Genomic DNA, 12,048 nt, shown 5'->3' on the forward strand with positions numbered 1-12,048 from the left:
ACGCAAGTGACTCCCGGTGGCCGACGCGTTTGGATGGGCCGAAAACCAGACTGGAACCAGAGCCGAGATACGGCCTGTTGAGAGTTTGGACTGGACATGTTGACTTCACTGAGCACCACCATCAGCGCCGCGGCCGCGCAGCTTCCCGCCGACGTCGTCCATGGACCGGGGGACGGATTCGTCTTCTGGCCGTTTTTCCTCCTGATTCCGTTGTTTTGGTTCCTGGTTATCGGATTCTTCATTTTCTTTGGCCGCCGCATGTGGCGCCGAAACCACTACTGGGCCACAACCCAGGGCGCCGAGAGCGTACTGAGGGAGCGCTACGCACGTGGCGAAATCGATGAGACCGAGTACCGCCAACGCCTCGAAGTGCTGCGGGCACATCCCACGAAGTGAGGGACCGGCGGATTCTGCTGGATCACTCGTCTTGATAAGCCATCGGGCCTTGGAATCATGCGGTTCCAGGGCCCGATGTTGGAGTGATCCAGCAGAATGTCGCGCAGGGTCCTGCACGTTACTCCAGAAAATTGCGGAATACCTCTTTCACGTATTCCTTGGCTCTACTAGTCTGCTGGGGTGCACAATGAAGCCACCCGCTCTTTCTCCACGTCAGCCAGCTTCCAGATGAACCCACCCGCAGTCATCACAGCCGAGAATCTCACCAAGAGCTACGGCGAGCTCACCGCCGTGGACGGTATCTCCTTCGAAGTCTCGGCAGGGGAGTCCTTCGGCCTGCTTGGCCCGAACGGCGCCGGTAAATCGACCACCATGAAAATGATTGGCGGAGTCTCCCAGCGCACGTCCGGGAAGCTCAGCATCATGGGCCTGGACCCGGAAACCCACGGGCCGGAAGTCCGTGCGCACCTGGGCGTGGTGCCCCAGCAGGACAACCTGGACGAGGAACTGAAGGTCCGCGAAAACCTGATTGTCTATGGGCGCTACTTCGGCCTGCCTTTGAGCTACTTACGTCCCAAGGCCGACGAACTGCTTGAGTTTGCGCAATTGACAGACAAAGCCAAGTCCAGGGTCGATGCCCTCTCGGGCGGCATGAAACGGCGGCTGACGATTGCCCGCTCGCTGATCAATGAACCCAAGATCCTGCTCCTGGATGAGCCCACCACGGGCCTGGATCCGCAAGCCCGCCACATCCTCTGGGACCGGCTTTTCAGGCTGAAGGAACAGGGCGTCACACTGATCCTCACCACGCACTACATGGATGAGGCCGAACAGCTCTGCGACCGGCTGATCGTGGTGGACAAAGGCCGGATCATGGCCGAAGGCACGCCTGCCAGCCTGATCCGCGAATATTCCACTCGCGAGGTCGTTGAGCTCCGCTTCGGCTCGGAACGAAACGCCACGATCGGCGTCGAACTCGAGGGGGTCGGAGAACGGGTGGAGACGCTGCCGGATCGTGTGCTCATCTACGCGGACGACGGCGAATCGGCCTTGGAGCAAGTCTCGGCGCGTCGGCTCCGTCCGCTGACCTCGCTGGTGCGGCGTTCTTCGCTGGAGGACGTCTTCCTCCGGCTGACCGGACGGAGCCTCGTTGACTAGGTGCGTAATTAACCCGGGGAACAGTTGATGGGGGGACAGTTTGTTGAGGAGGACGCATGACTGACGGCCAGCTCCCGACGGCGGCCCCTCCTTTGCGCGCACACCCGCCGGCCGTCTCCGCCAGCCGGGCGCGGCGCTGGGGATCGTTCTTCTACGCCGAGCAGGTCCTTCGTGTGATGCGTGGTTACGGCTGGTCCGTGTTCCTCTACAGCGTGGGGCAGCCCGTGGCATACCTGTTTGCCATGGGCATCGGGCTGGCGAGCCTGGTGGATGCGAACAGTACGGCGGCGTTCGGCGGCGTGAGCTACCTAGCGTTCATTGCGCCGGCGCTGCTGGTCTCATCCGCGGTCATGACGGCGTCAGGGGACTTCTCCTACCCGATCATGGACGGCTTCAAGTGGCGCCGGGTGTTCTACGGGCCGCACGCTTCTCCGCTCGTTCCGCAGCAGATTGCCGCGGGTCACATCATGGCCAGCACGCTGAAGTTCCTCGTGCAATCCGTGGTCTACTTCGTCATCGTGGCCATGTTCGGCGCCTCGCCGAGTCCTTGGGGGTGGGTGTCGGCGGTGGTTGCCACGGTGGCCGGACTGTCCTTCGGGCTGCCGCTCATGGCCTACGCCTCGAGCATCACCAAAGACTCCGGCCAGTTCGCCCTGGTGCAGCGGTTCATCGTGGTGCCGTTGTTCCTGTTTTCGGGGACCTTCTTCCCGCTGGACTCGCTGCCCCTGGGTGTGCGCTGGATCGGCTGGATCTCCCCGGTGTGGCACGGCACGGAGCTGGGCCGCGTCTTCACCTACGGACTTGAAGAGAGCCCTGTGCTGACACTGACCCACGTCCTGTTCCTTGTTGGGGCAGCTGCCGCCGGGTGGACGCTGACACGGCGGCAGTTCGTCAGGAGGATGGGGGCATGAGCACCCTGGCCGAAGGCCAGACGGGACCGCACAGCGCCACAGACGCTGCCCGCGAGCGAACGTTCGGCCCGCTGTATTCACGCAATGCGCTTGCTGTTGTTGCCCGGGGCCGCATGGCGGCGAAAAGCAGTACCTGGTTGATCCTGGTGTCCGGATTCTTCGAGCCGGTGCTGTACCTCATTTCCATGGGTGTGGGGCTGGGCCCGATCGTCGGAACCGTGGCCGGGCCTGGTGGCCAGGAAATCAGTTACGCGGCCTACATTGCGCCGGCGCTCCTAGCCGTGTCCGCCATGAACGGCGCGGTCTACGACTCCACGTGGAACGTCTTCTTCAAGATGAACTTCGCCAACCTGTACCAAGGCATGCTCTACACCTCCCTAGGGCCTTTGGATGTAGCCATCGGGGAGATTTTCCTGGCCCTGCTGCGTGGACTCCTGTATGCGACGGGCTTCACCGCGGTCATGGCCGTCATGGGCCTCATCACGACGCCGTGGGCCATCCTGGTCATACCGGCGTCCGTGCTGATTGCTTTCGGCTTCGCAAGCTTCGGCATGGGCATCACGAGCTTCATGAAGACCTTCCAGCAGATGGACTGGATCAACTTCTTCATGCTGCCCATGTTCCTGTTCAGCGCGACGTTCTACCCGATAACCGTCTATCCGCAGTACATTCAGTGGCTCATCCAGGCGATGCCCCTGTGGCATGGCGTGGAGCTCCTGCGGCAGATCAGCATTGGCTCCTTCAGCCCGGCCACGGCAGTCCATATCGGCTACTACCTTGTGATGATCGCACTCGGCATCACGCTCACCACGGGACGGCTGCGCAAGCTCTTCCTCAAATAGCAACCAGGCTGTTCGCCGGGGGTGGAAGCGGCTGGCTCGTCCTGCGGAGTTTGCGACAATGGGTGCATGCAATCTCTCGGCGACTCCCCGTCATCTGTTCCCCCGTCCGCTTCCGCCAAGGGCCCTTTCAAGGGCTTCCGCATCGGTGGACTGGGCATGACGGTGGTGCTCATCGCTTTCCTGGTGGCCGTGATCTTCGCGGCAAACCAGAACGACGTGGTCGGTTGGATCGTCGCCGTGGTTTCCTTCGGCTGGCTCGCCCTCGCCGCTTTCGTGGTCTTCAGCATCCAGAGAGCTGCCAAGCGGGCTGGAGAAAAACTCACCGAAGCACAGAACGCGTTCAACGCGGCGACCGGCCGGGCGCCGTCGTCGTCGAGCGCCGACCACGGCGGCACACGCGTGGTCTCGGAACGCAGCGAATCGGATGAAATCCGCGACCTCAAACTGGACCACTCGTTCAAGATTGTGCAGGTGCAGGTTCGCGTGGTGGAGGCGGAGCGCGCCAAGGGCGAATCCGCCGATCAAGACACCATCAACCGCGCCTTGGAGACCATCGCAATCACGTCAAGCAACGCGAGGGACATGATCAAGTCTTCAGGCGGAACCGACGAGCCCGTCTCGGGCACCATCATCGACTAGAGTAGGCGGGGTGAGCTCGGCATTGAAGAAGGACTTCCTTCGCATCGCAACGGTCAACGTCAACGGCATTCGCGCCGCCTACAAGAAGGGCATGGCGGAGTGGCTGGAACCGCGCGACGTCGACATCCTGTGCCTGCAGGAGGTCCGCGCGCCTGATGAGGTGGTTCACCAGCTCATCGGCGAAGGCTGGCACATCCTCCACGCCGAAGCCGAGGCCAAGGGCCGCGCCGGCGTTGCGATTGCCTCCCGTCAGGAACCCACGTCCACCCGTGTGGGTATCGGCGACGATTACTTCGCCACCACAGGACGCTGGGTGGAGGCCGATTACGTCGTTCGAGACGGAGGCGGCAAGGACACTACCCTGACCGTCGTCAGCGCCTATGTGCACTCCGGCGAGGTAGATACCCCCAAGCAGGTGGACAAGTACCGCTTCCTGGACGTCATGATCACGCGGCTCCCGGAGCTCGCGAAGCACAGTGAGCATGCCCTGGTGGTCGGCGACCTCAACGTGGGCCACACTGAACTCGACATCAAGAATTGGAAGGGCAACACCAAGCGTGCCGGCTTCCTTCCTGAAGAACGTGCGTACTTCGACCGCTTCTTTGGCGACGAGATCGGATGGAGGGATGTCCACAGGGGCCTGGCAGGAAATGTCGATGGCCCCTACACCTGGTGGTCCCAGCGCGGTAAGGCCTTTGACACTGACACTGGCTGGCGCATCGACTACCACATGGCCACTCCTGGACTCGCGGCAGCCGCTCTTTCGGCCGTCGTGGACCGGGCGCCGTCGTGGGACACCCGTTTCTCCGACCACGCACCGCTGGTAGTCGACTACCAGCTCTAAGCTTTCGAAAGTTTCCCCATGACCAGTTCCACCACAACTGAACCCGCTGCGGCCGCAACCATGGCAACTTCCACAAAACTGGCTGCCGGAGCCAAGCACCGTGTGCTGTCCGGCATGCAGCCATCCGCTGACTCCCTCCACCTGGGCAACTACCTCGGTGCCTTGGTCAACTGGGTCCGCATGCAGGACGAGTATGACGCCATTTTCTTCATCCCGGACCTGCACGCCATCACGGTGCCCCAGGATCCTGCCGAGCTTGCCCGCCGTACCCGTGTCACTGCTGCTCAGTACATCGCCGGTGGAGTAGACGTCAACAAGTGCACGCTGTTCGTCCAGTCCCAGGTTCCTGAACACGCCCAGCTCGCTTGGGTTCTGGGCTGCATTACTGGCTTCGGTGAGGCCTCGCGCATGATCCAGTTCAAGGACAAGTCCTTGCAACACGGTTCGGATCACGCCAGCGTCGGGCTCTTCACGTACCCGATCCTGCAGGCAGCCGACATCCTGCTGTACCAGCCGCACGGCGTACCCGTGGGCGAGGACCAGCGGCAGCACATTGAGCTCAGCCGCGATCTCGCCCAGCGTTTCAACAGCCGGTACGGCGAGACGTTCCAGGTGCCGCAGGCCTTCATCCAGAAGGAATCGGCCAAGATCTACGATCTCCAGAACCCCACGGCCAAGATGTCCAAGTCCGCAGAGTCGCCGGCTGGTTTGATCAACCTGCTGGATGACCCGAAGATCACGGCCAAGCGCATCAAGTCGGCGGTCACGGACACCGAGACGGAGATCCGTTTCGATCGTGAAGCCAAGCCCGGTGTGTCCAATCTGCTGAGCATCTACTCATCCATCAGCGGGCAGCCGGTGGAAAAGATCGTCGCGGATTACGAAGGCAAGATGTACGGCCACCTGAAGGTCGATCTCGCCGAACTCGTCGCCGGGCACCTCGGACCTATCCGGGACCGCGCCAACGAGCTGCTGGCGGACCCGGCCGAGCTCGATCGGCTCCTGGCCCATGGGGCGGACAAAGCCCGCGAGATCGCCTCGGCCACCCTTGCCGACGTTTACGCCAAGGTGGGCTTCCTGCCTTACGGCGGAGCACCAGGAATCCGCTAAAACCATGTGCGCAGCTGGCAAGCTCAGCGTCCAGGCTGGCTCCCCTGCAGGGGGAGCCGGCCGGTCCACTGGTGCCCGACCGGACCCGGATGCAAACCAGTCTGCCAGCGCGTGCGGCGACAGCATGTGCGTGGGCGTCATCCTGGGCTTTCCCCCGGATGTGGCGCAGGAGCTGCAGCAATGGCGTGCCTCCTTCGGTGATCCTATGGCCGAGGCCATCCCCGCCCACATCACGCTGGTCACCACCACGCCTGCGCGGGATTGGGAAGCTACTCGGGAGCACGTTCGGGAGGTCGCCCGGCGCCAGGCGCCGTTCAAAATCACGATTTCCGGCACGGGTTCCTTCCGTCCCGTGTCCCCTGTGGTGTTTCTGAACGTCGCAGACGGTTTCACGGAGTGTGTGGGACTGCATGAACAACTGCAGACCGGGCCACTCGAACGGGATCTTCCTTTCCCTTACCACCCCCACGTGACGGTAGCCCACGACGTCGCTCCCGAAAGCCTGGATGAGGCCGAAACGGTGCTCAAAAACTACACGGCCACCTTCCCTGTGGTTAGCATGGGACTTTACGAGCACGACAACAATGGCATCTGGCAGCTACGGGAAGAGCTCGATTTTGGCGGCGACACAGATCAAGCACGGGAAAGCACAGCCAACAGCGGAGATTCCGCCGCAACCAACTGAGCTCGCCAAACTAAAGCTGCAACTCATCCATCGCAGGCTCGATTGGGGCCATACGCGGCGCTCCAACGCCGGCACGGTGGCGAAGCTGATGGCCTTCGTGCAGCTGTTCCTTGCCCGGCTGAACACCTTCCGGCCCATGAGGGCGTGGCAGCACTACTCGCTGCGCCACGGGCCGCTCATGAGCGCCGGCATCGGGTTCACGATGTTCTTCTCCATCACCGGTTTGCTGACCACCGGATTTTCCATTGCAGGCCTCGTCCTGAGCGGCCAGCCTTTCTTGGTGGACGCCATCATTGCGAACATCTCCAAGAGTGCGCCGGGCCTCTTGAAGGTGGACGGCGGCCAGGGCCTGGTCAATCCCCATGACCTGCTCAATCCGAATGGCCTGGGCTGGACTGCGGTCATCGCCGCAGTAGTCACCGTGTTTACCTCTTTGGGCTGGATCGCGAGCGTGCGCGAAGGGCTGCGTGCGGTTATGGAATTGCCGCCACTGCCCCGCAACCCGGTCCTGGCTAAATTGTTCGACGCCGGGACGCTCCTGTTGCTTGGTGCGGCGCTGGTCCTGAGCGCAGGCGTGTCCCTGGTCTTCGGGACGGCCGCGAGCTGGGTGATTGGCCTACTCGGCATGGATGAAGGCATCGCAGGACCCGTGATTGGCGTCGTGAAGCTGGTGGTGCCGTTGCTGCTGAACTGGGCGACGGCGGCCATCCTGTTCCGGCTTGCTGGGAGCCTTCCACTGGGAAGGCAGGCCTTCATGGAGGGAACCATCATCGCGGCGGTCGGCACCACCGTGCTCCAAGTCTTTAGCACCGAGTTGCTGGCGCGCGCAGGCCAGAACCCTGTCCTCGCGCCCTTCGCCATCATCATCGGGCTTCTCATCTGGTTCAACCTGGTCAGCCAGGTCTATCTGGTGTCAGCCGCGTGGTCGGCCATCAGGGAGGCGGACGGGGACGCCCACGAGCCCCAGCGCAAGGCCGCCCTCGGATCGCGGCACCGTCCGATCCATTCCTTCCCCGCAAAAGGAAAGTAAGGCGCTAGTCGCCGAGGTACTGCCCAGCCCAGGCCGAGATGATCCGGGCAACCCGGGCGGCCTGTCCCTTACCCGTCAACAGGTGGTCGCTGCCTTCGAGCGAAACAAAGCTCCGCGGGTGCCGTGCCGTTTGGAAAATCTCACTGGCATTGTCAATGCCCACGGTGTTGTCCGTGGGGGAGTGCAGGACCATGAGGGGTCGGTGCAGGGTACGGATGCAGTCACTGAGGTCGGCCTGCTCTACGTCTTCCACAAAGTGGCGGCGAACCTCCATCCTTCTGCCGCCCAGGTTGACCTGTGCGCTGCCTTCGCTGAGGATCGTGCTCACTTCGGCGTCGAACATGTGCTCCACGTGCTTGGGCTCGAAGGGGGCGCCTACAGTCGCAATGGCACGTACCCCGGGAAGGCTGAGGGCGGCCGCCAGCACAGCCGCCCCGCCGAAGGAGTGGCCCACTAGCAGGGAGATCTCCTTATCTTCCGCACGCATGAAGCCGGCGGCGCGGATGGTGTCTGCCACCTTCACGCTGAACGATCCCGCGGACCATTCGCCGGCGGAGTCGCCCAGCCCAAGGTTGTCGAAGCGGAGCATGCCGACGCCAAGGTCCGCCAAGCCCTTGCAGATACGCGAGGCGGAGGGGCTGTCCTTGCCGAGGGTCAAACCATGGGAGAACACACCCCAGCCCCGGACCGGGCCTTCAGGCACGTCCACGATTCCTGCCAGGAGATCTCCGGTGCTGCCTTCGAAGCTGATCTTCATGGATTTGGACACCTGTCCACCTTTCGCTTTGCGAGTTGCCCGGCTTTTCCTGAACGACTCTTAAACAACAACGACGGCGTACCCCGCAAAGGGGGACACCGTCGTCGTACTCTAACTTCGGAACTAGATCTTGCGTGCCAGGATGGCCTGCTTGACCTCGGCGATAGCCTGGGTCACCTGGATGCCACGGGGGCAGGCCTCCGAGCAATTGAAGGTGGTGCGGCAGCGCCACACGCCTTCCTTGTCGTTGAGGATCTCCAGGCGCATGTCGCCTGCGTCGTCACGGGAATCGAAGATGAAGCGGTGGGCGTTCACAATCGCGGCCGGACCGAAATACTGCCCGTCCGTCCAGAACACAGGGCAAGACGAGGTGCATGCAGCGCATAGGATGCACTTGGTGGTGTCGTCGAACCGTTCACGGTCCTCAACTGACTGCAGGCGTTCCTTGGTGGGCTCGTGGCCCTTGTTGATCAGGAACGGCATGACCTCGCGGAAGGACTGGAAGAACGGCTCCATGTCCACGATCAGGTCCTTCTCCACCGGGAGGCCCTTGATCGGTTCAACGGTGATGGGCTTGGAGGTGTCCAGGTCCTTCAGCAGGGTCTTGCACGCGAGGCGGTTACGGCCGTTGATGCGCATGGCGTCGGAGCCGCAAACGCCGTGGGCACAGGAACGGCGGAAGGACAGCGAGCCATCGATTTCCCACTTGACCTTATGCAGGGCGTCCAGCACGCGGTCGGTGCCGTACATCGTCAGCTGGTGGTCTTCCCACACGGGCTCTTCCGAGACCTCGGGGTTGTAGCGTCGCACTCGCAGCGTGATGTTGAAGGTGGGAATCTCCCCACCTCCACCAATGTGCGCGGGCAACTCGATCTTGGATGCTGGCTCAGCAAGTTCAGCAGACATCTTAGTACTTCCTCACCATCGGCTCGTAGCGCGTAAAGACAACAGGCTTGGTGCCGAGTCGGATGCCCGCGATTGCTTCCGCAGATCCGTCCGCAGGGGCGTGCTCATCCTTATACGCCATGGAGTGCTTCATGAATTTTTCGTCGTCGCGCTCCGGGAAGTCCTCCCGGAAGTGGCCTCCACGGGACTCTTCGCGGTGCAGGGCAGCAACTGTCATGACTTTGGCCAGCTCCAGTAGGAAGCCCAGTTCCACCGCTTCGAGCAAGTCAAGGTTGAAACGCTTTCCCTTGTCTTGGACGCTGATGCGCTGGTAACGCTCTTCGAGGGACGCAATGTCCTTGAGCACTTGGTTCAGGGTGTCCGCAGTACGGAACACCTGCATGTTGGCATCCATGGTGTCCTGCAGTTCCTTGCGGATCGCGGCAACCCTTTCGCCGCCATCGGCAGTACGGACGTGGTTCAGCAGATCCAGGGTGTATGCCTCCGGGTCTTCCGGGAGCTCCACGAAGTCAGCCGTCTTGGCGTATTCGGCTGCGGCAATGCCCGCGCGTTTGCCAAAGACGTTGATGTCCAGCAGCGAGTTGGTGCCCAAGCGGTTGGAACCGTGCACGGAGACACAAGCAACTTCGCCGGCTGCGTACAGGCCGGGCACTATGGTGTCGTTGTCCTGCAGGACCTCGGTGGTGATGTTGGTGGGGATGCCGCCCATGGCGTAGTGCGCCGTCGGGAACACGGGAACCGGTTCCGTGTACGGCTCGACACCGAGGTAAGTGCGCGCGAATTCGGTGATGTCCGGAAGCTTCGCGTCAATGTGGGCCGGCTCAAGGTGCGTGAGGTCAAGGAGGACGTAGTCCTTGTTCGGGCCGCAGCCGCGTCCTTCACGGACTTCATTTGCCATGGAACGGGCCACAATGTCGCGGGGCGCGAGGTCCTTGATGGTGGGGGCGTAGCGTTCCATAAAGCGCTCACCCTCGGAGTTGCGAAGAATCGCACCCTCGCCGCGGGCAGCTTCCGAGAGGAGGATGCCCAAGCCTGCGAGACCGGTCGGGTGGAACTGGAAGAACTCCATGTCCTCCAGCGGGATTCCGCGGCGGAAGGCGATGCCCATGCCGTCACCAGTGAGGGTGTGGGCGTTAGAGGTGGTCTTGAAGACCTTACCTGCGCCGCCCGAGGCGAACACCACGGACTTCGCTTGGAACACGTGCAATTCGCCGGAGGCGAGGTCGTAGGACACGACGCCGGCAACGCGCTTCTGCTTGTACGGCGTTCCGTCTTCGCGGACGGCGTCTTCCTCGACGGTCAGCAGGTCCAGGACGTAGTACTCGTTGTAGAACTCAACGTTGTGCTTGACGCAGTTTTGGTACAGCGTCTGAAGGATCATGTGGCCCGTGCGGTCTGCTGCGTAGCAGGCGCGGCGGACCGGGGCTTTGCCATGGTCACGGGTGTGGCCACCGAAACGGCGCTGGTCAATGCGGCCTTCGGGCGTGCGGTTGAACGGCAAGCCCATCTTTTCCAGGTCCAGCACGGCGTCGATGGCTTCCTTCGCCATGACCTCGGCTGCGTCCTGGTCAACCAGGTAGTCGCCGCCCTTGATGGTGTCGAACGTGTGCCACTCCCAGTTGTCCTCTTCGACGTTGGCCAAGGCCGCACACATGCCGCCCTGGGCTGCGCCGGTGTGGGAACGGGTGGGGTAGAGCTTGGTCAGTACTGCGGTGCGTGCGCGCTGACCGGATTCGATCGCGGCGCGCATGCCGGCGCCGCCGGCACCGACAATAACGACGTCGTACTTGTGGACCTGCATACCAGATGCTCTTTCTCTCTAAGTCAGATGGTCGGCGGAGCCTGCTCCGCGTGGTGTGCGCCGTCGGACATCGCCGGCGGTGCAGCGGAGCCGCTACGGCGCCGGGCAGAACCCGCCCGGCAGCTGAACGCCGTTGACGACGGGGCACGGGTTGAACGTGAAGATCACCAAGGTGCCCAGAACGATGATGACGAAGCTGGCCGCGTACAGGACCACCTTGAGCCAGAAGCGGGTGGCGTCCTTTTCGGCGTAGTCGTTGATGATGGTGCGGACGCCGTTGGTGCCGTGAAGCATCGCGAGCCACAGCATGGCCAGGTCCCAGAACTGCCAGAACGGGTCTGCCCACTTGCCCGCCACGAAACCGAAGTCGATGGCGTGGATGCCCTCTCCCACCAGCAGGTTCACGAAGAGGTGGCCGAAGATCAGCACCACGAGCACGACGCCGGAGAGCCGCATGAACAGCCATGCGAACATCTCGAAGTTCCCCTTGGAACCGGTGCCGCGACGGTACTGCGGAGCGATCTTTCCGCTGCGGGGATTCTGAATATCAGTACTCATGGCTTAGTGGCCTCCCAGAGCGAGGGACAGGTGGCGGATAGCGAAGGCCGCGAACGTAACCAGCCAGAGTGCCAGGACGACCCACAGCATCTGGCGCTGGTACTTGGCGCCCTTCTTCCAGAAGTCAACTGCGATGATGCGCAAGCCATTGAAGGCGTGGAAGACGATCGCTGCGACGAGGCCCGTTTCGCCGAGGGCCATGAGGGGGTTCTTGTAGGCGCCGATGACGGCCGTATAGGCCTCCGGGGACACGCGCACCAATGAGGTGTCCAGCACATGGACCAACAAGAAGAAAAAGATCACAACACCGGTAATGCGATGTCCAACCCAGGACCACATGCCTTCACGGCCGCGGTACAAGGTGCCAGCTGGTTTTGTCGGCACTGAATAAACCTTCCTGCAACACAGTGG

General features: G+C 62.5%; 14 protein-coding genes. 9 read left to right on the top strand and 5 right to left on the bottom strand.

All coding sequences use genetic code 11. The annotated features are described in order from the left end of the window. Nucleotides 1–96 precede the first annotated feature (96 nt). The 9 genes from LFT43_RS05260 (at nt 97) to LFT43_RS05300 (ending at nt 7,615) form a co-directional block, all read left to right on the top strand. Nucleotides 97–396: an SHOCT domain-containing protein gene (locus LFT43_RS05260; protein ID WP_395801489.1), complete on the top strand. Its 300-nt coding sequence runs from the start codon at nt 97–99 to the stop codon at nt 394–396. A gap of 228 nt (nt 397–624) precedes the next feature. Beyond that, complete coding sequence (locus LFT43_RS05265) at nt 625–1,554, top strand: ABC transporter ATP-binding protein (RefSeq protein ID WP_395802906.1); 930 nt, start codon at nt 625–627, stop codon at nt 1,552–1,554. A 56-nt stretch (nt 1,555–1,610) separates the two neighbouring features. Continuing rightward, nucleotides 1,611–2,465 (top strand): ABC transporter permease, encoded by an 855-nt coding sequence (locus tag LFT43_RS05270; protein WP_395801490.1) that lies wholly within the window; start codon nt 1,611–1,613, stop codon nt 2,463–2,465. Further along, nucleotides 2,462–3,307 (top strand): ABC transporter permease, encoded by an 846-nt coding sequence (locus LFT43_RS05275; RefSeq protein WP_395801491.1) that lies wholly within the window; start codon nt 2,462–2,464, stop codon nt 3,305–3,307. Before LFT43_RS05270 ends, LFT43_RS05275 begins: the two co-directional genes overlap by 4 nt. A gap of 66 nt (nt 3,308–3,373) precedes the next feature. Then, nucleotides 3,374–3,946, top strand: coding sequence for a hypothetical protein (locus tag LFT43_RS05280; RefSeq protein ID WP_395801492.1), 573 nt, complete (start codon nt 3,374–3,376; stop codon nt 3,944–3,946). 10 nt (nt 3,947–3,956) lie between these two features. Beyond that, nucleotides 3,957–4,790: an exodeoxyribonuclease III gene (locus tag LFT43_RS05285; RefSeq protein ID WP_395801493.1), complete on the top strand. Its 834-nt coding sequence runs from the start codon at nt 3,957–3,959 to the stop codon at nt 4,788–4,790. Nucleotides 4,791–4,808: 18 nt separating this feature from the next. Further along, nucleotides 4,809–5,900, top strand: coding sequence for a tryptophan--tRNA ligase (trpS, locus tag LFT43_RS05290; RefSeq protein WP_395801494.1), 1,092 nt, complete (start codon nt 4,809–4,811; stop codon nt 5,898–5,900). Nucleotides 5,901–6,024: 124 nt separating this feature from the next. Beyond that, nucleotides 6,025–6,585 carry a 2'-5' RNA ligase family protein gene (locus LFT43_RS05295; protein ID WP_395802908.1) on the top strand — a complete coding sequence of 187 codons (561 nt, stop codon included), beginning with the start codon at nt 6,025–6,027 and terminating at the stop codon, nt 6,583–6,585. Continuing rightward, a complete protein-coding gene (locus LFT43_RS05300) occupies nt 6,518–7,615 on the top strand; it encodes a YihY/virulence factor BrkB family protein (RefSeq protein ID WP_395801495.1) in 1,098 nt (365 codons plus the stop codon). Before LFT43_RS05295 ends, LFT43_RS05300 begins: the two co-directional genes overlap by 68 nt. 4 nt (nt 7,616–7,619) lie before the next feature. Here the strand turns inward: LFT43_RS05300 and LFT43_RS05305 are convergent, their stop codons facing one another. The 5 genes from LFT43_RS05305 to sdhC form a co-directional block, all read right to left on the bottom strand. Continuing rightward, nucleotides 7,620–8,384: an alpha/beta hydrolase family protein gene (locus LFT43_RS05305; protein WP_395801496.1), complete on the bottom strand. Its 765-nt coding sequence runs from the start codon at nt 8,382–8,384 to the stop codon at nt 7,620–7,622. Nucleotides 8,385–8,495: 111 nt separating this feature from the next. Beyond that, nucleotides 8,496–9,278, bottom strand: coding sequence for a succinate dehydrogenase iron-sulfur subunit (locus LFT43_RS05310; protein ID WP_395801497.1), 783 nt, complete (start codon nt 9,276–9,278; stop codon nt 8,496–8,498). Between the two features lies 1 nt (nt 9,279). Further along, entirely contained in the window at nt 9,280–11,079 is a 1,800-nt protein-coding gene (gene sdhA / locus LFT43_RS05315) for a succinate dehydrogenase flavoprotein subunit (protein ID WP_028266363.1), read from the bottom strand. 93 nt (nt 11,080–11,172) lie between these two features. Further along, nucleotides 11,173–11,637, bottom strand: a complete 465-nt coding sequence (locus tag LFT43_RS05320) for a succinate dehydrogenase hydrophobic membrane anchor subunit (protein ID WP_184736504.1) — start codon at nt 11,635–11,637, stop codon at nt 11,173–11,175. Between the two features lie 3 nt (nt 11,638–11,640). Next, nucleotides 11,641–11,976 carry a succinate dehydrogenase, cytochrome b556 subunit gene (gene sdhC, locus LFT43_RS05325; RefSeq protein ID WP_395802910.1) on the bottom strand — a complete coding sequence of 112 codons (336 nt, stop codon included), beginning with the start codon at nt 11,974–11,976 and terminating at the stop codon, nt 11,641–11,643. Nucleotides 11,977–12,048: the final 72 nt, after the last annotated feature.

It is taken from the genome of Arthrobacter sp. FW306-04-A (assembly GCF_044358315.1).
GTDB lineage: Bacteria > Actinomycetota > Actinomycetes > Actinomycetales > Micrococcaceae > Arthrobacter.

Coding starts and splice junctions, on each gene's coding strand:
- LFT43_RS05260 (WP_395801489.1), top strand. CDS start 97: ATGTTGACTTCACTGAGCACCACCATCAGCGCCGCGGCCGCGCAGCTT.
- LFT43_RS05265 (WP_395802906.1), top strand. CDS start 625: ATGAACCCACCCGCAGTCATCACAGCCGAGAATCTCACCAAGAGCTAC.
- LFT43_RS05270 (WP_395801490.1), top strand. CDS start 1,611: ATGACTGACGGCCAGCTCCCGACGGCGGCCCCTCCTTTGCGCGCACAC.
- LFT43_RS05275 (WP_395801491.1), top strand. CDS start 2,462: ATGAGCACCCTGGCCGAAGGCCAGACGGGACCGCACAGCGCCACAGAC.
- LFT43_RS05280 (WP_395801492.1), top strand. CDS start 3,374: ATGCAATCTCTCGGCGACTCCCCGTCATCTGTTCCCCCGTCCGCTTCC.
- trpS (WP_395801494.1), top strand. CDS start 4,809: ATGACCAGTTCCACCACAACTGAACCCGCTGCGGCCGCAACCATGGCA.
- LFT43_RS05295 (WP_395802908.1), top strand. CDS start 6,025: ATGTGCGTGGGCGTCATCCTGGGCTTTCCCCCGGATGTGGCGCAGGAG.
- LFT43_RS05310 (WP_395801497.1), bottom strand. CDS start 9,278: ATGTCTGCTGAACTTGCTGAGCCAGCATCCAAGATCGAGTTGCCCGCG.
- sdhA (WP_028266363.1), bottom strand. CDS start 11,079: ATGCAGGTCCACAAGTACGACGTCGTTATTGTCGGTGCCGGCGGCGCC.
- LFT43_RS05320 (WP_184736504.1), bottom strand. CDS start 11,637: ATGAGTACTGATATTCAGAATCCCCGCAGCGGAAAGATCGCTCCGCAG.
- sdhC (WP_395802910.1), bottom strand. CDS start 11,976: ATGTGGTCCTGGGTTGGACATCGCATTACCGGTGTTGTGATCTTTTTC.